Origin of the sequence: Duganella sp. CF517, from assembly GCF_900110275.1 — a bacterium.
GTDB lineage: Bacteria > Pseudomonadota > Gammaproteobacteria > Burkholderiales > Burkholderiaceae_D > Rugamonas.
Genome location: NZ_FODC01000010.1, coordinates 1 through 22,379 on the forward strand (window position 1 = coordinate 1; position 22,379 = coordinate 22,379).

A 22,379-nucleotide genomic window follows, 5' to 3' on the forward strand; every position below is an offset into this window, starting at 1 on the left:
ATCGGTAAAACGGGACGTCTTCATGCAGAACTTTCAAAAAATCTGAGTTTAGAAAATTCTACTTTTAAACGCGATCATTTGCTGGGGGGATTACCATCTCGCCTTTCTCGAAATGACGAAGACTGTCGGTGATGGCAGGGGTAAACCAGTAACCCGCCTGGGGGCAAGGGTTGCCCCCTTCGACACGCAGTTCTTCTGGCCCTGTGGACATAGGTGGGGCTTGTTTGTCGAACTTTCTGGCGTAGTCCACCAGATCTTTTGGATACACGATATGGTCTCGAAAACTGTGATCGTCCAGCTCCAAAAGATAGGCAGCCGCAGCGGCTTCAATCGCCCAATAGCCAAAATACGCGCCGCAACCTTCTGCGTTCATGCTCAAGTGACTGTCGTGCCATGGCGCTTTTTTCATAGACTTGTACCAAGCCTTCAAATAGTTCTCGATGTCCCGAATGCTCTCCTCTGGCGTGTCGCGATAAAAGCTATTGATGATGTCGCGATAGGGCGCGTCGTGGTACCACTCGTCGACTTCGTAACGATCCTTGAGTTCATAGGCAAACAAGTCCTCATAGAGCGTATCTTTGCCGGCAAATGCGCCGTCTAGCATTGCCGCCAGTCGTGGTAATAGGTCACGACGATGTAGCAGATAGCAAAGGCCAATGAGTTGCATTGCGCGCTCATAGTCATCTATTTCGGCAAAGCGCAAAGGCGGAAACGCCGAGTCATGCTGATATTCCCTAACATATTTAGTTGATTGCTCATGAACCTTTATAACTTCGGTAAGGTTATCCCGCAACCAATCCAATGATTCGCCTGCGGTGTAGCGCAATAAATAATTTGTAACTGTATAATCGGCGATCGCTGCTGACACAAGACTGCGGCCCAGTGCATCATTACTTGGATCGCCTAGTTCGCGTGACAGTTCCGCGTGCGCAGTAATGATAAAAAAATTCGTCGTTTTTGCAAAAGCCGTTTCATTTAAGAATTGCTGCCTACGTTTTTCATGGAATTGCATAAAATTTACCTGATTAAGATCGGTGCTAGATGCGGAATTGTTCTATGGCTCAAGTTCCAAACCAAGTTTAGTATGTTTATGATTAACAGCCGCTTTCACTTCTTTTTCGTCATGCCGATGGCCTTCCCCCACCAGGACGGACACTTTCGATAGGTATGATGTTCCTATCGGAGGTATTAAATGGCACGTGAAAGACGAGTATTTTCAGAAGAGTTTAAGTGCGAAGCAGTCAAGCTGGTAGGCCGGCCTGGTGCGAGCAAGGCGGCGATTGCCCGTGACCTCGGCATTGGCGCCAATTTGCTGGGACGGTGGTGCAGAGACGCCAACGTCGATGCAGAGGTTGCAGTCGGGCGCGAGAAAGTCTCGGCCCAAGAGTACGAGCGTATGCGGCGCGAGCTTGCGAAGGTCAAGATGGAGCGCGACATACTAAAAAACCGCCCCACACGGTTGCCCGTGGCCCTTATGAATAGAAACTCTGGACGAGTACACTGGTGGCACGCAGAGTCAGTGGCCGTTAGCTTCTTGGAGGCATAGACCCCGTCAAAAAACCTGGCCCAGGGGAAGCTGCGGACTCATCTGGGGTGGCGTCCTCGGACGACCCCGTTTAGGAAATTGATCAAATCCGAGTCCCCGTCCTGCGCTTAAAAAACCAGGAGGGGATCATGCCCAAAGAACGAACGAGATCGAAGCCCACGGGGCTCCCGATCATTCACCCATACGCGGCCGGCATCGATATCGGTTCGCGATTTCATGTCGCTGCCGTCAGTCCCGACTTGTGCGATGAGCCGGTCCAGACGTTCCAAGCATTCACCGCCGATTTGGAGCGCATGGCGGACTGGCTCATTGCGACCGGAACCAAGACTGTCGTGATGGAATCGACAGGCGTCTATTGGGTTGCGGCCTTCGAAGTGTTGGAGTCCCACGGCCTCGAAGTCATTTTCGCCAACGCCCGGGAAGCGCGCGCCGTCCCTGGCAGGAAGAGCGATGTCAACGACGCTCAATGGCTGCAGCGGCTGCACGCATGCTGCCTGTTGCGTGCAAGCTTTCGACCAGACCGTGACATCGCCGAGCTACGAGCCTACCTGCGCGCCCGCGAAAAACATACGGATTATGCCGCCGCGCACATCCAGCACATGCAGAAGGCGCTGACCTACATGAATATCCAATTGCACCATGTGATCGCGACCATCACTGGCGTGACAGGCATGCGCATCATCCGGGCCATCGTCGCCGGCGAACGCGACCCAGACAAACTCGCCGCGATGCGCGATGTCCGGTGCAAGGAGGGTATCGAAACAATTCGCGGCGCACTGGTCGGAAACTATCAGCCGGAACATTTGTTCGCGTTGCGTCAGTCACTTGCGCTGTACGACTTCTATCAGCAATGCATCGACGAGTGCGATGCCGAGATCGAAAAAGCCGTCGCGGGACTCAATATCGAACGCCCGATGCCGGATGCCCCGCTCCCAAAGGCAAAGCACCGCAGCAAAATGCCTAGCGATCCAAACTTCAATGTGCGCCTGGCCATGTACCAACTCGCTGGCACAGACCTGACACAAATCCATGGCGTCGGTCCGTTCCTGGCACTGCGCCTGATCGGCGAATGCGGGACAGATCTAAGTCGTTGGCGAACCGCCAAACACTTCACCTCTTGGCTGACACTTTCTCCCGGCTGCAAAATCAGCGGCGGGAAGGTGCTGTCGGCGCACACGCGTAAAACGAGCAGCCGACTTACCGTCGCGCTCAGGCTCGCGGCGGTGACGGTCGGGCGAAGCAACACCGCGCTCGGTGCCTTCTACCGCCGCCTCGCCGGCCGGATCGGCAATGCAAAGGCCGTCACAGCTACTGCGCGCAAGATCGCAGTCCTGTTTTACAACGCCATGCGTTACGGAATGGACTACCGTGATCCCGGGGCGGATCACTACGAACAGCAATATCGAGAACGCGTCATCAAACAGCTGCACCGGCGCGCTGCACAGTTTGGATACTCGCTGCAGCCAGAGGAGTCACCGATATAGAGATGAGTTTCTTAGGAAGGCGCTCGGCTACTTCGCAGCCGACCTCAAGTGAAGTACGGCTTCATCGCCAAATATCGAACCATCTGGCCGACGCGAGCGATGTGCCGGCTACTCGGCGTATCGAGCAGCGGCTTTTACGATTGGCTTGGGCGGCCGGCGAGCGCTCACGAGCGCGAGAATGCCGAGCTCCTCAAGGCAATCAAGGATAGTCACGAAGCCAGCGATGGCACATATGGTTCACCGCGCGTAGTGCGAGACCTTATCGACGCTGGTTTCACCTGTAGCGAGAACCGTGTGGCACGGTTAATGAGCGCTGCTGGCATTAAGGCACGTCACAAGCGGCGTCGAGCACCAGGACAGCTTGATTCCCCTGTCCATGCCATTGCGCCGAATCTGCTGGACCGGCAATTTGAAGCGACAGGGCCGAACCAGAAATGGGCAGCAGACTTTACCTACGTGTGGACCGGCGAAGGCTGGCTATTCGTTGCTGTCGTCCTCGACCTGTACTCACGGCGTGTGGTGGGCCGGTCGATGCAACCGACGATGACGGCGCAGCTCGTCATGGATGCACTGATGATGGCTATTTTCCGTCGCGGCCGTCCTCGTGCCGTGCTGCATCATTCAGACCAGGGAGCGCAATACACGAGCGAGAATTTTCAGCGGCTACTCGAATCCCACGGCATCGTTTGCAGCATGAGCCGTCGCGGTAACTGCTGGGACACTCAGTCTATGATGAGCAGCGAACGCCTATCAAATCTGACCCGTGCTGGGATTGGTTCTGTGCCTTTGCGTTGACCTGTCGATTTGGCAGAGCGTTCCCCGAGCGTTGCCGGGCCCGTTGCCTGTGACCTAATAGGAGCTTTGTCCTGCACCGTGAGTGTCCTGTCCGGGAAGTGGGGTTGGTGATGCGCCTACCATTCTTTCGGAGCGCAAATGGACGATCAACTACAAAACGAAGTTGTTCTTGGAGTCGACACGCACTTGGAGGTCAACGTCGGCGCAGTCATCAGTCACACAGGCAAGTTTCTTGGAACATTTGCGGCAGAAACCAGCGCACGTGGCCATCTGGAACTAGTCGAATGGGCACGCTCACTGGGTTGTATTCGACGTGCCGGCGTTGAGGGCACTGGGACCTATGGCGCTGGCCTTGCTCGCGTTTTACGCGAGCAAGGAATTGAGGTTCTCGAAGTCAACCGGCCTAACCGGAGTAAGCGCCGTTTAAGAGGAAAGTCGGATCCCACGGACGCGGAGAACGCTGCGCGCGCGGTGCTTGCCGGCGAGGCGACAGCAATTCCAAAGTCCCAGTCAGGAGGAGCAGAGGCTATGCGCACTGTTTCAGTTGCCAGGCGAAGTGCCATAAAGGCAAAAACACAAGCGATCAATCAGTTGCGAGCCATCCTGGTTAGTGCACCGCAGGAAATCCGTGAACGTCTTTGGAAAACCAAGGCTGAGAAATGCGTCGCGGCGTGCGCTGATCTTGAACAGTTAGGCACGACGACTGTACTCATGGCATTGACCACGACGCTGCGCCTGCTGGCGAAGCGCTGGCTGACGCTGGCGGATGAACTCAAAGAACTCGACAACACGCTTGATAAGTTGACGAGTCAATTTGCGCCAAGCCTTCGTCAGCAGTTCGGTGTGGGACCGCAGACCGCAGCAATCTTGATTGCCGTAGCCGGTGATAATCCTGAACGTCTGCGCAGCGAGTCGGCACTAGCGGCACTTTGCGGAGTAAACCCGCTGCCCGCGTCCTCCGGCAAGACGATACGGCATAGACTAAATCGCGGTGGCGATCGACAAGGCAACAATGCCTTGTGGACCATCGCGATGGTCCGGATGCGAAGTGAACCGAGAACGCGTGCTTATGTTGAAAGGCGGACCACTGAAGGCATGTCCAACAAGGAAATACATCGCTGCCTGAAGAGATACCTCGTCCGGGAGCTTTACCGAGTTATATTGCGCGATCTACAGGTGGCCGGCTCGACCAGTGTCAGCAGCGGTTGTAAACTGATACAGGCAGCGATTGAAAACTGATACACAAGTTTGAGAAGATGGTCGCTTTGCGGAGCGGCCTTGAAACCCAAAGAGGTGTACGTGGAAATTCAATTACTGAAGAAGCATGGGTTAAGCCTACGGCAGATCGCCGCCGAGGTGGGTTGCGCGGTCAATACGGTGCGGCGGCACCTGGCACTGGAGACGGTGCCGAAGTACGAGCGCAAGCACAAACGCCCGACGAAGCTGGCGCCGTTCGAGCAGTATTTGCGTGGGCGCCAGCAGGCCGCGCATCCCGACGTGATTCCCGCCACGGTGCTGCATCGGGAGATCGTCGACGTGGCTACCAGGGCGGCATGAGCCAGTTGCGCGCCTTTATGAGGACGTTGCGGCCAGCGCCGGCGGCCGAGCCGGTGGTGCGCTTCGAGACGGCGATGGGCGAGCAGTTGCAGGTGGATTGGGTCGAGTTCCGCAAAGGCGGCGCGCCGCTGCACGCCTTCTGCGCCACGCTCGGTTTCAGCCGTGCCAGCTACGTGGAGTTCGTCAGCAACATGAAGGTGGAGACGCTCATCGCGTGCCACGAGCGGGCCTTCGCGGCGTTCGGTGGCGTGACCAGGCGGGTCCTGTACGACAACATGAAAACGGTCGTGCTTGAACGCGACGCCTATGGCGACGGCGAGCACCGTTACCACGCCGGGTTCCTCGACTACGCCAGGCACAGCGGTTTCGTGATCAAGCTGTGCCAGCCGTACCGGGCCAAGACCAAGGGCAAGGTCGAGCGCTTCAACGGCTACCTGCGCCGGTCGTTTTATGTGCCGCTGGCGAGCCGGCTGGCGCAGAGCGGACAGCGCCTCGATGTGGTCACGGCCAACGTCGAGGTGGCGCACTGGCTGCGCGATGTCGCCAATGCGCGTATCCACGGCACGATCAAGGAAGCGCCGGCGGCGGTGCTCAAACGGGAGGCGCCGCATCTTCAACCGCTGCCGCCGCCATGGCGCGCCAACATCGCCGCGGCCAGGCCGCAGCCAACAGCGGCGCCGGTGGCGCCGCCACGGCCGGCGGCCGTGGTGAGCAGGATCGCGCAGCCGTCGCCGTTGCAGCATCCCTTGCAGGTGTACGACGCGTTGCTGGGACGGGTAGCGGAAGGAGTGGCGGCATGAACCTGCAGCATGAGCGGATCGCGGCGTTGTGCGAAAGCCTGAAGTTGCCCTTCGTGGCGCAAGGCTACGGCGCCGCAAGCCAGAAGGCGGCCAAGCAGGACATGGCCTACAGTGACTTTTTGGAAGGATTGTTGCGGGAGGAGGCCGCCGGGCGCAACGCCAGGAAGCAAAGCACGATGACCCGGCTGGCGGGCTTCCCGGTGGTGAAGACTTTGGACGAGTTCAACTACGACTTCGCCAAAGGCGTCAAACGCAGCCAGATCGATGAGCTGGCAGGCCTTGGCTTCGTGGAACGACACGAGAACGTGGTGCTGGTAGGGCCCAGCGGCGTGGGCAAGACGCATCTGGCCATGGCGCTTGGGCTACAAGGCCACGCAGGCCGGCATCAAGACGCGCTTCACGACGGCGGCCGATCTGATGCTGAGCTTGACGACCGCCCATACGCAGAACAATTTGAAGGCGGTGATGGACCGGGCGATCGAGGCGTACCGGCTGCTGTTCATCGACGAGATCGGCTATCTGCCGATGACCCGGGAGCAAGCGAACTTGTTCTTCCAGGTCATCGCGGCGCTGTACGAGCGCAGTAGCCTGATCGTCACGAGCAACCTGCCGTTCGGTCAATGGGACATGACCTTCGCGCAGGATACAACGCTGACGGCGGCGCTGCTCGACCGGCTGCTGCACCACGCACACATCGTGCCGATCGCGGGGGAAAATTACCGCCTCAAACATCAGCGCCAGGCCGGCATGATGCGTGGGAGCGAGGTGGCGGAAAATGGCTGAGCACGGACGGTGTTTGGCGACGGCGGTGTATCAGTTTTAAATCGCTGGCACGACGAAATCTGTATCAGTTTTCAATCGCCGTTGACAAGCGGCCGCGACGAGGAAGGCAAGCGTAAGGAGTTCCCGCTAGGCACCGATCTCAACGAAGCGAAACGTAAGTGGGCGCAGCTGGAGTGCAAGCCGATACCCACAGAAGCGACGCCGATGCGCTTCGTCTTCGACCGCTATATCAAGGACATTCTGCCGATGAAAGGCGTTAACACTCAGCGAGAGAACAACGGCTCGATCAAACAGTTGCGCCTGGCGTTTGCCAACGCGCCGATTGACGCGCTGACGCCGCAGCACATCGCCAGCTACCGCGACGCCCGCACCGCCAAGGTACGCGCAAACCGAGAGGTGACGCTGCTGTCTCACATCTTCAACATGGCGCGGGAATGGGGCTATACGACCAATGAGAACCCTTGCCGAGGCATCCGCAAGAACAAGGAGAAGCCGCGCGACTTCTACGCGGACAAAGCGGTTTGGGACGCGGTCTATCGCCATGCGAGCGTCGAGCTTCAAGACGCAATGGACTTGAACTATCTGACTGGCCAGCGGCCGGCGGACGTGCTGAAGATGGCCGACCCGGACATCAGCAACAACGCCCTACTTGTCCGCCAAGCGAAGACAGGGAAGCTGTTGCGCATCATGCTGTACCAGGGCGAGATCAAATCGGAGCTGGCCAGCGTCATCGAGCGCATTCAGGCACGCCCAGGTCGCAAACGCGGGTCGTACCTGGTATCGCTACCGGACGGCCAGCAGCTCAACAAGTGGAATCTGCGCCTTCGTTTCGACACCGCCCGCAAAGCGGCTATCGAGACATGCAAGAAGGAGGAGCAGCACGTCCTCGCCGAGCGGATCGCTCTCTTCCAGTTCCGCGACATTCGGGCCAAGTCCGCCAGCGAGATCGTGGACGCGGCCGATGCAAGCGCGCTGTTGGGACACACCGAGCAGGACATTACCGACCGCGTTTATCGCCGCGTTGGGCAGTCCGTCAAACCTACGCGCTAAGACCGAACATTCCCAGCCTGGCTCCGCAACGAGCCAGGCTAAGGTCGGTTTTCGCCCCATCGCGGACCATGGGGCAGTTCCCTTGGCGGGTGCATGGCTGGCCGCTCTTAATTTATTTTCGCAACAAAGCCTTACGATGCTCAGCCTAAATATTTTAGGACCGCATGGTAGGCAATATAGACCAGCACCGTAACCACTGCCATAGCTGAGAAAACTCTTATCCAATAACGCCGAGGCCAACGCTTGGCCATTCCCACTTGAGCAACCATCATGTACAGTATCGCGGGCCCAAATAAAACGAGAAAGAATGTGGGCAGTGTCCACCAGTGATGAGGACAGTCGCTTATCGCAAAGCAGCCACTTGTCGGTGCCGGCGCTCCTGGCCAATGGATTTCTTGAGTCAAGCGGAGGCTGAGCCATGTCACCAAAAAACCCGTCAAGCCGGCAGCGATGGCGGCCAGAATCCGCATCATTTTATTTCCCAAAAGAGGATCTCCGATGAGCCGCCAAGGTCGGAGTATAGCCTCGGCAAACTTTGAATTCCCATAGTAAAGCGTGCGAACGTCTCAAGCGAGCCTAGAAAGCCGGTTGAAGTCAATCGTGAACCATTCCAGAGATCAATGTGATCGCCCGAGGGGTCTCTCTCACCGTCGCGTTGCCAATAATTTTTAAAGAATAAAATACCGGTCCTACCCGCGATTTTCTTCGTCCAGTCTTTACCAGTGACCGCAACCGGAGCTTTAGGCAAACCGCAGAACGGCTGCTTTTTGAGCCACGCGGCAAGCTCCTCGGCACGAATCGCAAGCTTTTTTCCATCCACTGATACTGCGGCCTGTTTGAACGAGACCATTTGCACTCCGACCCCTTGTATCGCCCAACTAACTTTAATCGCGCACTGGTTGTCGTAGCCTGGCGGCGGCGCCCCTGTTTTCGGGTCCAAATATGGAGAGCTCTTCGGATAAGATTTCCACAGATCGGCGAAGCGCACCACGGGCACATCGATCTTGCACACGGAGTCCTTCGTGGTGTTGGTCTTGACCTTCGCGTGTTGCTTGAGAACCGTTGTCATCGGCCGACCTCTTCCATTTTATCCAAGGCTACATCGCCCCAATAAACGGTGTATTCCTCTTCGTTATAAGTTTCTACACGGGGGAGTATGCCTTCCATAGCTGCGCGGCCAGAGAAGCGTCGTCCGTCCTGCGTTTCGACGAAATACGGAACGCCATCGATTTCGCTGGCGTCAAGCTGGGGTTGTTTGTCATAGCTTTCGGCGGCCTTTGAGGCCGCGCCAGACGAGCTTGGAGGCAAAGCCCCCGGCGCCAATTGCGCTGCAGCCGCCGCAGTCGCAATTGAATGCTCAGCGGCTTGCCTTGTGCCTGAACTCCATTCCACTGTGTCAGTGAATTGGGAAGCGATAAGAACGGCGCCGCACGAGGATTTCATTCCCGCTACCGCCACACCTTGGCCATAGAATGACGTTGTGGTCACATCTTCGGCGATCACAAATGTGCCTTTGCACTTTGGGCAGTACACCTTGTGGCCGAAATATGAGATGGGCTTACCCATGCACAGGTCAAGCGGCGATCCCTCCAATACTGTGCCGCCGTGACTTGTGGTGTCGCCCTATCGGATTATCTCAGGCATGCGATGCTCCCCAAAGAGGATGATATTTATTTCATCATATTAATTTTAACGCAATTTTACAGTCTCAGCGAGGCATTGAATCCGTTATCACCATGCTAGTTGCGGAAACGTTTCCGCAACTAGTCTGATAACACGGGGATCTGCGGAAGGCTTATTTTTTCGCAGCTACGTCAGAAACGAAAAAAGCCCTTTAAAATCAAGGGCTTAGTAATATGCGGTGGCGGAAGCGGTGAGATTCGAACTCACGAACGGCTCACACCGTCGGCAGTTTTCAAGACTGCTGCCTTCAACCACTCGGCCACGCTTCCTATGGCGCAGCATTATACAGAATTCAACCCGTTGATGGGTAATCGCGCGGAAGACGTCGTCAGGCCGCTCGGCTTGCCCGCCCCGGCGTCCAGTTCTCGCGCAGCGCCAGCTCGAAGGCCGCCGCCTCCAGCGGTTGCGAGAACAGATAGCCCTGCACCTCGTCGCAGCCGGAATTCTTCAGGAACGCCAGCTGCTCGACCGTCTCCACGCCCTCGGCGATCACCTTGTGCTTCAACTGCTGGGCGATGCTGATGATCGTGTTGGCGATCGCGCAATCGTTGGCGTCGCTCGGTATGCCGATCGTGAACGAGCGGTCGATCTTCAACGTGTCGATCGGGAAGCGCTTCAGGTACGACAGGCTCGAATATCCGGTGCCGAAATCGTCCAGCGACAACGTCACGCCCAGCGCCGTGATCCGGTCCATGATGCCGATCACGCGGTCGATGTTGTGCATCAAGGTGCTTTCGGTGATCTCCAGCTCCAGCCACGACGGTTCCAGCCCGTAGCGGTTGAGCGTATCCATCACCCGCCCCGGCAGCGACGCGGTGAACTCGCGCGCCGAGACGTTGACCGCCAGCCGGATCGGCGGCAAGCCGGCGTCCTTCCACAGCTTGGCCTGCGCACAGGCCGCCTCCAGCACCCATTCGCCCACCTGCACCACCAGCCCGGTCGCCTCGGCCAGCGGGATGAACTCGGCCGGCGGCACCAGGCCGCGCTGCGGATGGCGCCAGCGCACCAGCGCTTCGGCGCCGATGATCTTGCCGTTGTCGATGGAGAATTTTGGCTGGTAGTGCAGCAGCAGCTCGCCGTTGCCGAGCGCGTAGCGCAGCCCGGTTTCGATGCGCATGCGCTCCTGCATGCCCTGGTTCATGTCCTGGCTGTAGAAGGCGACGTGGTCGCCGTTGACGCCGCCCTCCTGCTTGGCGCGGTACATGGCGATGTCGGCCAGCCGCAGCAAGGTTTCGGCGTCGTCGCCGTCCTGCGGATAGACGCTGATGCCGATGCTGCCGCCGACCCGCAAATCGTGGCCGTCGATCATGATCGGGCTGTTGAGCGTGGCGAGCAGCTTTTGCGCGATCATGCTCGCTTCGAAGTGCTGGCCGAGGTCGAACAGGCCGATGGCGAATTCGTCGCCGCCCAGCCGCGCCACCAGGTCCTGGTCGCGCAGCACCGTGCGGAAGCGGCGCGCCACTTCGCACAGCAATTCGTCGCCGACCTTGCGCCCGAGCGTGTCGTTGATCATCTTGAAGCGGTTCAGGTCGATGAACAGCACGCAGCCTTGCAGCTTGCCGCGCTGCGCCACCATCAGCGCCTGGTCGACCAGCTTGGTCAGCAGCGTGCGGTTCGGCAGGTTGGTCAGCGCGTCGTAGTACGCAAGGTGGTGGATGCGCTCTTCGGCCAGCTTGCGCTCGGTGATGTCGGTGAGGTAGGCGATCAGGCCCATCGATCGCTTGTTGAGGTCGCACAGCGGCGACAGCGACAGGCTGGCCCAGAACACCTCGCCCGATTTTTTCTTGCGCCGCACTTCCATCAGCCGCCCGCCCTGCTCGAGGAACGGGTCGTGGGCGTCGATGTCTTCGTCGTCGTACAGGAACAGGATGTTGCGCCCCACCGCTTCGACCGAGGTGTAGCCGAACAGCCGCTCGGCGCCCTTGTTCCAGCTCAGGATGAAGCCGTTCATGTCCATCGTGACCACCGATTCGTGGATGTGGTCGAGGATCTGCGCCTGGTGCTGCAATTGCGACTCGACCTGGACGTAGGCGTGGGTGCTGCGCTGCGCCAGCGAGTGCACTTGCAGCACGCTGCCGGCCAGCGTGGCGAGGCTGGCCAGGTGCTGGCGGTCGGCGTCGCTGTAGCCGAGCCGTCCGGAGACGGTGAAGCGGCCGAAATAGCGGTCCTCGAACCAGATGTCCTGCGTCAGGCTGGGAACGGCGGCGTCGTTGGCGGCGACGATTTCCTCGACCGGCGGCGCGACCAGCAGCGAGACGGCGTCGGCCGGCAGGTATTCGCCCAGCGGGCTGTTGGTGACGCTGCGCACGATGCGTCCCAGTTCCTCGGCCATGGCGCTGCCGCGCAGTCGCAACACAGCGTCGCAGACGGCGGCGCTGTGGCTGAGGAAGTCGGAGACGGGATGGTCGGCCATGGCTTAGAGATTCCTGCTGACCTGGATGGCCCAGTGGTAGGCCTGCAGCTGCGCTTGCCAGTAGGTGTCGGCGCCGATGCCGGCCTTGTCGAGCGCGTCGCGGTCGTGGTGCTCGACCAGGCTGAGCAGCTCGCCCAGCGGGCCGCCGCGGTCCAGCAGCGCCATGACGACATCCAGGTCCAGGCTGAGCGCGGCGACGATTTCCGTCATCGACATGCCCAGCAACACGTCGAGCAGCGAGAACACGCCGGCGACGAAGGCCATGTCCTGCTGGTCGCGGTCCCAGCCGAGCGACTTGCTGAGCGCTTCCATGTGGGCCGCGCGCACCGCCGCCAGCGGCAGCAGCGGGTTGGCCAGGCCGTCGTCCTGCTGGCGCGCGTACAGCAGCAATTGCAGCCAGCGTTGCAGCTGGCGCCGCCCCAGCACGTTGATCGCCTGGCCGAAGCTGTGGATCGGCGAACTGAGCGCGAACGCCGCCGAGTTGACCAGTTTCAGCAAGTGGTAGGACAGCGCCGGGTCTTGCTTGAGCAGCACTTCGAGTTCGCGCGAGTCGGCGTCGCGCGCCAGCATGCCCAGCAGCGCCAGCAGCCGCTTGCGCGAGGTGCCGTCGCCGGCGCCCTCCTGCGACGGATGCAGCGCGTAGTCGCCGCTGAACCAGTGGAAGCCGGCGTGCGCGCATTCGGCGATGCGCAGCTCGCTGTGCATATTGGTGGCCAGGTGCGGGCCGGGCTGGCCGATCAGCGCGATCACCGGCGGCAGCTTGAGCGAGGCGTCCACCATCAGCGACGTGGCGCCGCACATGGTGGCGGCCGAGCCGGCGCTGACGCCTTCGATCATGATGCGGTAGCCGGCCTCGGCGATGGTGGCGAGTTTCTTTTGCACCGGCACCTCGGCGCAGCGTGCGGCCGGCACGCGCAGCATCACGCGGGCCGGCGGCAGGCTCGACAGCTGCGACAGTTCCAGCGCCGCCGGATCGGGCACCGGCACGATGCAATCGAGCGGCGCCAGCGCGGCAAAGGCGTCGGGCGTTCTGAACAGGGTGAGCGTGGACTGGAAAGCGTCGCCCGTGTCGGCGGACAATTCGAAAGTCAGCGCCACCCACTCGTTGCGAGCGTTGGACACCGCTTGGAATTCCACGAGGGGGAACGGGCTAGTATCGGGCGCGGGCATCAATTTCTCATCGAGGGTGGTGCGCGCAGCGATCGTTCAACTATGACGGGGCAAACAAATACCATGGGGCAGTAGAGTAATTTGCAAATATGACCAGTATAGGAACAACTGACTGCACACAAAAACATTTTTCTTTTTACACAATTGCAATTTTCTAAGCAGTTAGAATATATCAGATATTGCCGGACAAACACGGAATATTAGAAATTGCTCAACAGTATTAGAGGTTCGGCTCGATTTTGTTGCATCCAAACAAAGAATCATGGTGAAAGTTATGTCACTGGGCATGCTGGACGGCAAAACGGATCAATTCGGCCTGTCCTTCGATGCCCAGCTTGCGTTTGATGTTGAGCCGGTGCGTCTCGACGGTGCGCACGCTCAGGTCGAGCGCGCGGGCGATCTGCTTGTTCGATTCGCCGTTGGCGATGTGGCGCAACACCTCGTGCTCGCGCGAGGTCAGCTGGTTGTCCTGGTTTTGCGGCTGCGCCAGCTGGCGCGCCAGCGCGGCGCTGTAGTAAATGCCGCCGGACATGACGGTCTCGATGGCGACGACGATGTCCTTGCCGGGCGCGTCCTTGAGCACGTAGCCGCGCGCGCCGGCCTGGATCGCCTGCGAGACGTACTCGAGCTTGTCGTGCATCGACAGGATCAGCACCGCGATGCGGGGGAACGCCTGCTTGAACTGGGCGGTCGCCTCGATGCCGTTGGTGCCGCGCATATTGATATCCATCAGCACCAGGTCGACCGCGCACTGGCCCGCCTGCTCCAGCGCCTCGGCCGCGCCGCCGGCCTCGGCCACGACCTCGAACTGCGCCATCGCCTCCAGCCGCGCGCGCAGGCCGTCGCGCACCAGGGGGTGGTCGTCGACCAGCAGGATTTTGATTGTTGAGCTCATGGCGTGCGTCTTCCCGGTACTTTAAAAAATTCGGCGGCGGTGGTTCATATTAGCCGTTGCGCCGGCGTTGTTCAGCTATTGTTGGCGGCGTAGGCGCTCAGCACGGTGCCGTCCGACGACGAGACGATCTCGAAGCGGCCGCCGATGGCGTCCATCCGCTCCATCATGTTGCGCAGGCCGATGCCGTGCTTCGGATGCAGCGCGATGCCCTCGGCGTCGAAGCCGACGCCGTCGTCGCTGATGCGCAGGTTGACGCCCTTGCCGTCGCCGGTCAGGCCGATCTCGATGGCGCTGGCGGCGGCGTGGCGCTCGATGTTGGTCAACGCCTCCTGGGCGATGCGGAACAGCACCGTGTTGGCGACGTCGGCCAGCCCGTCGGTGATGCCGCTGGCCTCGAAGCGCACCGGCGTGCCGCTGCTGAGCGTGTATTCCTGGCCCAGGTGGTGCAGCGCCGCCGCCAGCCCCAGGTCGTCGAGGATGGCCGGGCGCAGGTTGTGCGAGATGCGGCGCACCTCGCCCATCACATTGCTCAACTGCCCGGCGGCGTGCTCGAACACCGCGTGCGCGGCCTGGCGCTGCTCCGCTTTGTCCGACGACAGCCGGATCATCCCGGCCTCGATCTGCAACTTGATCGACACCAGCCACTGGCTGATACCGTCGTGCAAGTCGCGCGACAGCCGCGCCCGCTCCTGCTCCTGCGATTCGACCACCCGCTGCGCCAGCACCTTGAGCTTGGCGTCGGCGACGCGGAATTCGCTGATATTGAGCGCCAGCCCGGTGCTGGCCACCGTCACCGAGGCGGCGATGGCGATGGCGGCGATCCACAGCATCGTGTTGTGGATGTTGCCCGATTGCTGGATGTCGATCTTGGCCAGCGCGCGGTCGACGTCGTCCAGATAGATGCCGGTGCCCATCATCCAGCCCCAGTTCGGCATCGCGATCACATAGCCGAGCTTGGCGACCGGCTTGCGCGTCGACGGCTTGATCCACATGTAGCGCTCCAAGCCGCCACCGGCGCGGGCGCGCTGCAGCAGGTTCTGGATCGTCGGCCGGCCCAGCGCGTCGCGCAGCTCGAACAGGTTCTTGCCCACCAGCTCGGGCTGGCGCGGATGCATCAGGGTGTTGCCGCTCATATCGTACAAAAAGAAATAACCGTCGTCGCCGTAGCTCAGCGACGACAGGATGCGCTTGGCCTCCTCCAGCGTGGCCGGGTCGTTGCGGCCGGAATGGTACAGGTGCGAGATCGAATGCGAGGCCAGCGCGACGTAATGCTTGAGCTCGGCCTCTTTGCTGCTGAGATACGCTTGCTGGATGGTCTCGCGCTGCTGCTGGGCCAGCAGCACGGACTGGTGCCGCACCGCCAGCGCGATCGCGCACAGCGCCAGGATCAGCGGCGTGATGGCCAGGAATATGACTTTTTGCCGCAACTTCATGAAACACCGCCCATCCGAATATCCAATTTCCGCGATTCTACGCCCCCGCGCGCGCCCGGTCGTACGTAGTACTACCTAGCGCGCCTGCGTAGTGCTGCGCTTGCGCCGATTATCAGCTTCGTGAATACTCGCCATAAGCTGCCACGATGCCGGATTGACAAGGCCAAGGCAGCACCAGACGAAATTCGGAATCTCCTTGGAGGAAGCATGAAATCTTTACCCACTAGTACACCCCAGACCCTGGCCAGCAAGCTCGGCTGGGCGGCGCTGGCCCTGTGCGGCGCCGCCGCGCTGGGCGTGGTGGCGCTCAAGCGCGGCGAGTCCGTCAGCGCGATCTGGATCGTCATCGCCGCCGTGTGCGTCTACCTGATCGCCTACCGCTATTACAGCCTGTACATCGCCGACAAGGTGCTGGGGCTCGACGACCGGCGCATGACGCCGGCCGCCAAGCTGAACGACGGCCTCGACTATGTGCCGACCAATAAATACGTGCTGTTCGGCCACCACTTCGCCGCCATCGCCGGCGCCGGTCCGCTGGTCGGGCCGGTGCTGGCCGCGCAGATGGGCTATCTGCCCGGCATGCTGTGGATCCTGGCCGGCGTGGTGTTCGCCGGCGCCGTGCAGGACTTCATCGTGCTGTTCATCTCGATGCGCCGCGACGGCCGCTCGCTGGGCGACCTGATCAAGTCCGAACTGGGCCAGATCCCCGGCATGATCGCGCTGTTGGGCACCTTCATGATCATGGTCATCATCCTGGCGGTGCTGGCACTGATCGTGGTCAAGGCGCTGACCGGCTCGCCGTGGGGCAGCTTCACCGTCATGATGACGATCCCGATCGCGCTGTTCATGGGCGTGTATTCGCGCTACATCCGCGTCGGCCGCATCGGCGAGGTGTCGATCATCGGCTTCGTGCTGCTGATGGCGGCCATCTTCGGCGGCCAGTACGTGCAGGAAAATCCGGCGCTGGCGCCGATGTTCAACTTCACCGGCACCGAGCTGACCTGGATGCTGATCGGCTACGGCTTCGTCGCCTCGGTGCTGCCGGTGTGGCTGCTGCTGGCGCCGCGCGACTACCTGTCGACCTTCCTCAAGATCGGCACCATCGTCGGCCTGGCGCTGGGCATCCTGTTCGTCGCCCCGTACCTGAAAATGCCGGCGTTCACGCAATTCATCGACGGCACCGGCCCGGTCTGGTCCGGCTCGATGTTCCCGTTCCTGTTCATCACCATCGCCTGCGGCGCCGTGTCCGGCTTCCACGCGCTGATCTCGTCGGGCACCACGCCCAAGATGATCGAGAATGAAAGCCACGCCCGCTTCATCGGCTACGGCGCCATGCTGATGGAATCGTTCGTCGCCATCATGGCGCTGGTGGCCGCCTCGACCATCGAGCCGGGCATCTACTTCGCCATGAACTCGCCGGCCGCGCTGATCGGCACCACCGCCGAGTCCGCCGCTGCGGCGATCTCGCAGTGGGGCTTTTATGTGACGCCCGAAATGCTGACCCAGACCGCCAAGGATGTCGGCGAGCACAGCATCATCTCGCGCGCCGGCGGCGCCCCGACGCTGGCCGTCGGCATGGCCCACATCCTGTCGAACGTCATCGGCGGCCAGGCGATGATGGCGTTCTGGTACCACTTCGCCATCCTGTTCGAGGCGCTGTTCATCCTCACCGCCGTCGACGCCGGCACCCGCGCCGGCCGCTTCATGCTGCAGGATTTGCTCGGCGCCTTCGTGCCGTCGATGAAAAAGACCGAGAACGTGTTCGCCAACCTGACCGCGACCGCGCTGTGCGTGGCGGCCTGGGGCTACTTCCTGTACCAGGGCGTGGTCGATCCGCTGGGCGGCATCAACACCCTGTGGCCGCTGTTCGGCATCGCCAACCAGATGCTGGCGGCGATCGCGCTGATGCTGGGCACTTGCGTGCTGTTCAAGATGAAGCGCGGCAAGTTCGCCTGGGTCACCATCGTGCCGACCATCTGGCTGCTGCTGTGCACGTTGACGGCCGGGTGGCAAAAGATCTTCGACGCCAATCCGAAAATCGGTTTCCTGGCGCACGCCGCCAAATACCAGGGCGCGCTCGACGAGGGCAAGCTGCTGGCGCCGGCCAAGTCGGTGGCGCAGATGCACCAGATCGTGTTCAACGATTACCTGGACGCGTCGCTGGCCGGCTTCTTCGTCATCGTCGTGCTCAGCGTGCTGGTGTTCGGCATCCGCACCGTGATGCTGGCGCGCGCCAGCAGCAAGCCGACCGCCATGGAAAGCCCGATGGTGCTGGCGCCCAAGGTGCAATGATGTTGGGCGACATCGCCAAGGCGGGCCGCTATCTCGGGCAAAGCATGCGCCTGATGATGGGCCTGCCCGACTACGACACGTATGTCAGCCATCGGGAAGCCACCCATCCCGGCGAACCGATGATGACGTACGAGGAGTTCTTCCGCGAGCGCCAGGAGGCGCGCTACGGCGGCGCCGGCAAGCGCGGCGGTTGCTGCTAGCGAGAAGGCCGGTTCGGTTGAACCGGCTTTTTTTTCGCCCGGCGCGGAATTTTCACGGAACTTTTGATTTAGCTCATCTGTCTAAACTCCTTGGCCAAGCGGCGCCGTCCCGGAGATGCATCATGAGCAAGATGGAACAACATCTGGATTCCACGCTGGAACAGATCCTCGAACTGGCGCGCTGGGCGCCCAGCGGCGACAACACCCAGCCGTGGCGCTTCCAGATCCTCGACCCGCGCCGCCTGGTCGTGCACGGCCACGACACGCGCGACCACTGCGTCTACGACCTCGACGGCCACCCCAGCCAGCTCTCGCTGGGCGCGCTGCTGGAAACCATGGCCATCGCCGCCAGCCGCTTCGGGCTGGCGGCGCAAATCGCGCGGCGACCGGAGGCGCCCGACGCGCGCCCGACGTTCCTCGTCGACTTCGTGCCGGCGCCGCGGCGCGCGGGCGATCCGCTGGCCGACGCCATCCTGGCGCGCAGCGTGCAGCGCCGGCCGCTGAGCCGGCGCCCGCTGACGCCGGGCGAGAAGAGCGCGCTGACGGCCAGCCTGCCGCCGGGCTTCGGCGTCACGTGGCTCGAGGGCCGCCAGCGCGTGGCGGCGGCGCGCTTGATGTACCGCAACGCCAAGCTGCGGCTGACGATGCCGGAGGCGCACCAGGTGCACCAGGCCGTGATCGAATGGAACGCCCGCTACAGCGCCGACCGCATGCCCGACCAGGCGCTGGGCGTGGACCCGCTGACCGCCAAGCTGATGCGCTGGATCATGCGCGACTGGCGCCGCGTGGAATTCTTCAACACCTGGCTGGCCGGCACGGTGGCGCCGCGCCTGCAGATGGACCTGATCCCGGGCCTGGCCTGCGCCGCTCACTTCGTGCTGACGGCGCAGCGCCGCCCGCAGCGCATCGACGACTACGTGGCGGCCGGCCGCGCCATGCAGCGCTTCTGGCTGACGGCCACCGCGCAGGGCCTGCAATTGCAGCCGGAGCTGACGCCGCTGATCTTTTGCCGCTACGTGCGCGACGGCCGCGTGTTTTCCGGCACGCCGGGCATGCAGCAGCGCGCGGCCGAGCTGGCGCAACAGGGCGAGCGGCTGGTCGGCCGGCAAGTGTGGGAGACCGCCGTGTTCATGGGCCGCATCGGCGCCGGCGCGGCGGCGGCGGCGCGCTCGATCCGCAGGCCGCTCAACGAACTGCTGGTCGGCCCGCCGGCGGAGGGCGGCTGATGCGCGCCATCAAACCGTTGCAGATCGCCGTCTTCCTCGCCTTGCTGGGCTTGATCCTGGCGCTGGGCGTCGGCGCCACCGCGCTGCTGCTGGGCGGCCTGCCGCTGGGCGATTTCCGCGGCGTGGCGCTGCTGCTGGCGGCCGTGCTGCTGACCTATCTGGCGGCGTTCGCCGTGTACCGCGGCTTCCTGTCGGCCGTGCCGCTGCGCGAGGGCGAGGTGGCCGAGCACTCGCGCCACGAGCTGGCCGCCAACGTCAACATCCTGTTCTACCTGCTGCTGTTCAATTCGCTGATCCGCACGCATTTCATCCCGGTGCCGATCGTGCGGCTGATCTACCTGGCGCTCGGCGCCAGGCTGGGCGCCAACACCTACAGCGCCGGCGCCCTGCTCGACCCGCCGCTCACGCGGATCGGCAGCAACACCATCATCGGCCACGACGCGGTGGTGTTCGCGCACGTGATCGAAGGCTGCCGGCTGGAACTGAAAGCGGTCGTCATCGGCGACGGCGTCACCATCGGCGCCAAGGCGGTGGTGATGGCCGGCGTGCGCATCGGCGACCACGCCATCGTCTCGGCCGGCGCGGTGGTCACCAAGGATACCCAGATCGGCGCCGGCGAAATCTGGGGCGGCATTCCGGCGCGCAAACTCAAAGCGGCCCCGACACTAAAGGCAAACGAGCTGGGCTAGGGCAATGAACCAGATCAAGCAAGTGCCGGTATTTTTTACGCACTGTTCGATCCGCAACACGCATCGCGACGCAAGCCCTTGAATCCACAGGCTTCGCCGCGGCTGGCAGGGGTTTTGCTGAAGACGTGGAGCGACCTTGATTTCCAGGGTCTTCTATTTCTTGGGGAACAGCTATGAACTATTACAAACCCGCCGCCGCCCTCCTCGCCGCCGCGCTGGCCGCGCCGCTGGGCGCGCTCGCCGCCCCCGTGGTCGGCCTCGATCCCACCGGCACCGGCACCTACACCACCTACGCCGACCTGTGGACCAACATCACCGACACCGCCGTGGTCACCGGCTTCGTGCCCGGCGCCATCGTCGGCCCCGGCGGCATCGCGCCGTACGTGACCGAGCTGCACACGCAGACCGTCATCGGCACCATGAGCAACAGCAATCTCGGCGCCATCGTCACCCCGCCCGGCCTCAACACCAGCTTCGAGCTGACCAAGGTGGTGCGCTTCGAGGAACTGGTCACGTCGCAAAACGCCACCACCGCCACGTTCGGGCTGGCGCCGAGCCAGTCGGCGGCGATGGACGTCGACCCCACCCGCGCCGGGGTGCAGAACTTCGCGGTGTTCTTCGACCAGATCACCCCCGGCGGCCCCAGCCAGGCCGTGCCCGGCAACGGCGTCGACACGGTGCGCTGCTACGGCACCGGCGTGACCGGCGGCGCCGCCAACGGTTGCGGCGGCGGCGCGGGCGACCCGGACGGCGACGGCATCATGATCCTGTCGGGCCACCTGGTCTTCAACGTCGCCAGCTTCACCGCCAGCGGCGCCGTCGGCACCGGTTCGTTCGACACCCGCTTCGTCATCGACTATGTCGACCCGGCCTACCTGGACATCGTCACCGGTTCGGTGTTCATCGATAAATTCACCGGCACCACCAACGTGCCGTCATTCTTTACACCGACCTCGATGTGGGACGGCGCCACGCCCACCACCGTGCCGTTCCTGAAAGTGGACTCCTCGCAATCCTTCGCCGTGCCGGAACCGGGCACCGTGGCCATCATCGGCCTGGGCCTGGCCGGCCTGGCGCTGAGCAAGCGCCGTAAGCTCAACGCGCCTTGCTGAGCGGCCGTTCGCCGTTGCAACGACGGCAGCCTCCCCGGCCTTTTTCAACGGACCCGGCGCCATGCTCGCGGTCCGTTTTTTTTATTGACGGCTTTTTTTACAATAGTTGCCCAAGCGTCGCGCCGGCGTTGCGCAAGTGCTTGATTTCTCACGGTTCACCTTGCTTGGCAAGGGTTTTGCTGTAGAGCCCATACGATCCCGATTTCCGGGGTCCGCCAACTCCAGGGAGCACACCCATGAACATCCTCAAACCCGCACTGGCCGCCGCCGCGATCGCCACCGCCCTGGCCGCGCCGCTCAGCGCCAGCGCCGGCCCCACCGTGGGCCTCGACGTCACCGGCAGCGGCAGCTACACCACCTACGCCGACCTGTGGACCAACGTCACCGACACCGGCCTGGCCACCGGCTTCATCCCCGGCATCACGGTCGGCCCCGGCGCCGGCGCGCCGTACCTGACCGAGCTGCGTTCGCAGATGGTCATCGGCACCATGTCGAACAGCAACGTGCCGGCCATCGTCACGCCCGCCGGCTTGAACACCACCTTCGAAATCAGCAAGGTGGTGCGCTTCCAGGAGCTGGTCGACTTCCAGACGCCGACCACCGCCCACTTCACCTTGCCGCCATCGCAGTCGGCCGCGATGGACGTCGATCCGCTGCGCGCCGGCGTGCAAAACCTGGCCATCTACTTCGACCAGATCACCCCCGGCGCCGGCAGCAGCCGCGCCGTGCCGGGCAACGGCACCGGCACCGTGCGCTGCTACGGCACCGGTTCGACCTCGGCCGGCTGCGGCACCTCGCCCGGCGACACCGACGGCGACGGCATCATCATCCTGTCGGGCCACCTGGTGTTCAACGACGCCAGCTTCACCGCCAGCGGCGCGGTCGGCACCGGCTCGTTCGATTCGCGCTTCATGATCGACTACGTCGACCCGGCCTACCTGGACATCGTCACCGGTTCCATCTTCCAGGACAAGATCACCGGCACCACCAACGTGCCCTCGTTCTTCTCGCCGACGATGATGTGGGACGGCGCCACGCCCACCACGGTGCCGTTCCTGAAGGTCGATTCGTCGCAGTCGTTCGCCGTCGCGGCGGTGCCGGAACCGGGCACCCTGGCCATCATGGGCCTGGGCTTCGCCGGCCTGGCAATGGGCAGCCGCCGGAAACTCAAAACCGGGAGCAACTCCTGATATCGCGGCTGTGTAACTTTGGCGGACCCTGGCGGCGACCTCGGTCCGTTTTTTTTCGCCC

The 22,379-nt window shown here is 62.2% G+C and carries 16 protein-coding genes, 1 tRNA gene and 4 pseudogenes; 13 read left to right on the forward strand and 8 right to left on the reverse strand.

What is annotated here, in order from left to right:
• Positions 1-64: 64 nt before the first annotated feature.
• On the reverse strand, positions 65-1,012 hold the full coding sequence (locus BMX85_RS28000; protein WP_090327129.1) for a PoNe immunity protein domain-containing protein: 948 nt from the start codon (positions 1,010-1,012) through the stop codon (positions 65-67).
• Positions 1,013-1,192: 180 nt separating this feature from the next.
• On the opposite strand from BMX85_RS28000, the gene BMX85_RS31615 reads away from it, so the two are divergent.
• From BMX85_RS31615 to BMX85_RS28035, 7 genes and pseudogenes are all read left to right on the forward strand, one after another.
• Entirely contained in the window at positions 1,193-1,546 is a 354-nt protein-coding gene (locus BMX85_RS31615; RefSeq protein ID WP_090327134.1) for a transposase, read from the forward strand.
• A gap of 128 nt (positions 1,547-1,674) precedes the next feature.
• Complete coding sequence (locus BMX85_RS28010; RefSeq protein WP_090327138.1) at positions 1,675-3,030, forward strand: IS110 family RNA-guided transposase; 1,356 nt, start codon at positions 1,675-1,677, stop codon at positions 3,028-3,030.
• Positions 3,031-3,054: 24 nt separating this feature from the next.
• A pseudogene (locus tag BMX85_RS28015) lies at positions 3,055-3,750 on the forward strand (IS3 family transposase); the annotation flags it as partial.
• Between the two features lie 213 nt (positions 3,751-3,963).
• A complete protein-coding gene (locus tag BMX85_RS28020) occupies positions 3,964-5,064 on the forward strand; it encodes an IS110 family RNA-guided transposase (RefSeq protein ID WP_090327150.1) in 1,101 nt (366 codons plus the stop codon).
• A gap of 39 nt (positions 5,065-5,103) precedes the next feature.
• Positions 5,104-6,182, forward strand: a pseudogene (gene istA, locus BMX85_RS28025) (IS21 family transposase).
• Positions 6,179-6,965 (forward strand): annotated as a pseudogene (istB, locus tag BMX85_RS28030) (IS21-like element helper ATPase IstB). Before istA ends, istB begins: the two co-directional pseudogenes overlap by 4 nt.
• A gap of 9 nt (positions 6,966-6,974) precedes the next feature.
• Positions 6,975-8,015, forward strand: a complete 1,041-nt coding sequence (locus BMX85_RS28035; protein ID WP_218147417.1) for a site-specific integrase — start codon at positions 6,975-6,977, stop codon at positions 8,013-8,015.
• A 469-nt stretch (positions 8,016-8,484) separates the two neighbouring features.
• Here the strand turns inward: BMX85_RS28035 and BMX85_RS28040 are convergent, their stop codons facing one another.
• The 7 genes and pseudogenes from BMX85_RS28040 to BMX85_RS28070 form a co-directional block, all read right to left on the reverse strand.
• On the reverse strand, positions 8,485-9,084 hold the full coding sequence (locus tag BMX85_RS28040; RefSeq protein WP_090327155.1) for a type VI secretion system amidase effector protein Tae4: 600 nt from the start codon (positions 9,082-9,084) through the stop codon (positions 8,485-8,487).
• Positions 9,081-9,626 (reverse strand): annotated as a pseudogene (locus BMX85_RS31225) (PAAR domain-containing protein); the annotation flags it as partial. The pseudogene BMX85_RS31225 and the gene BMX85_RS28040, both read right to left, overlap by 4 nt.
• 251 nt (positions 9,627-9,877) lie before the next feature.
• Positions 9,878-9,967: transfer RNA gene (locus tag BMX85_RS28050), tRNA-Ser, on the reverse strand.
• Positions 9,968-10,026: 59 nt separating this feature from the next.
• Complete coding sequence (locus BMX85_RS28055) at positions 10,027-12,111, reverse strand: putative bifunctional diguanylate cyclase/phosphodiesterase (RefSeq protein ID WP_090327159.1); 2,085 nt, start codon at positions 12,109-12,111, stop codon at positions 10,027-10,029.
• A gap of 3 nt (positions 12,112-12,114) precedes the next feature.
• Positions 12,115-13,281: an EAL and HDOD domain-containing protein gene (locus BMX85_RS28060; protein WP_090327164.1), complete on the reverse strand. Its 1,167-nt coding sequence runs from the start codon at positions 13,279-13,281 to the stop codon at positions 12,115-12,117.
• Between the two features lie 277 nt (positions 13,282-13,558).
• Positions 13,559-14,176, reverse strand: coding sequence for a response regulator (locus tag BMX85_RS28065; RefSeq protein WP_090327172.1), 618 nt, complete (start codon positions 14,174-14,176; stop codon positions 13,559-13,561).
• A 71-nt stretch (positions 14,177-14,247) separates the two neighbouring features.
• Entirely contained in the window at positions 14,248-15,609 is a 1,362-nt protein-coding gene (locus BMX85_RS28070; protein ID WP_090327175.1) for a cache domain-containing protein, read from the reverse strand.
• A 207-nt stretch (positions 15,610-15,816) separates the two neighbouring features.
• Between BMX85_RS28070 and BMX85_RS28075 the strand changes: the two genes are divergently transcribed.
• The 6 genes from BMX85_RS28075 to BMX85_RS28100 all read left to right on the forward strand — a co-directional run bounded on the left by BMX85_RS28075 (position 15,817) and on the right by BMX85_RS28100 (position 22,318).
• Positions 15,817-17,901 carry a carbon starvation CstA family protein gene (locus BMX85_RS28075; protein ID WP_090327180.1) on the forward strand — a complete coding sequence of 695 codons (2,085 nt, stop codon included), beginning with the start codon at positions 15,817-15,819 and terminating at the stop codon, positions 17,899-17,901.
• Positions 17,901-18,101: a YbdD/YjiX family protein gene (locus BMX85_RS28080; RefSeq protein ID WP_090327592.1), complete on the forward strand. Its 201-nt coding sequence runs from the start codon at positions 17,901-17,903 to the stop codon at positions 18,099-18,101. Before BMX85_RS28075 ends, BMX85_RS28080 begins: the two co-directional genes overlap by 1 nt.
• A gap of 122 nt (positions 18,102-18,223) precedes the next feature.
• Entirely contained in the window at positions 18,224-19,327 is a 1,104-nt protein-coding gene (locus tag BMX85_RS28085) for a nitroreductase family protein (protein ID WP_090327184.1), read from the forward strand.
• A complete protein-coding gene (locus tag BMX85_RS28090; protein ID WP_090327187.1) occupies positions 19,327-20,016 on the forward strand; it encodes an acyltransferase in 690 nt (229 codons plus the stop codon). Before BMX85_RS28085 ends, BMX85_RS28090 begins: the two co-directional genes overlap by 1 nt.
• A 173-nt stretch (positions 20,017-20,189) precedes the next feature.
• A complete protein-coding gene (locus BMX85_RS28095; protein ID WP_090327190.1) occupies positions 20,190-21,128 on the forward strand; it encodes a PEP-CTERM sorting domain-containing protein in 939 nt (312 codons plus the stop codon).
• Positions 21,129-21,364: 236 nt separating this feature from the next.
• Positions 21,365-22,318 (forward strand): PEP-CTERM sorting domain-containing protein, encoded by a 954-nt coding sequence (locus tag BMX85_RS28100; protein WP_090327194.1) that lies wholly within the window; start codon positions 21,365-21,367, stop codon positions 22,316-22,318.
• Positions 22,319-22,379 lie beyond the last annotated feature (61 nt).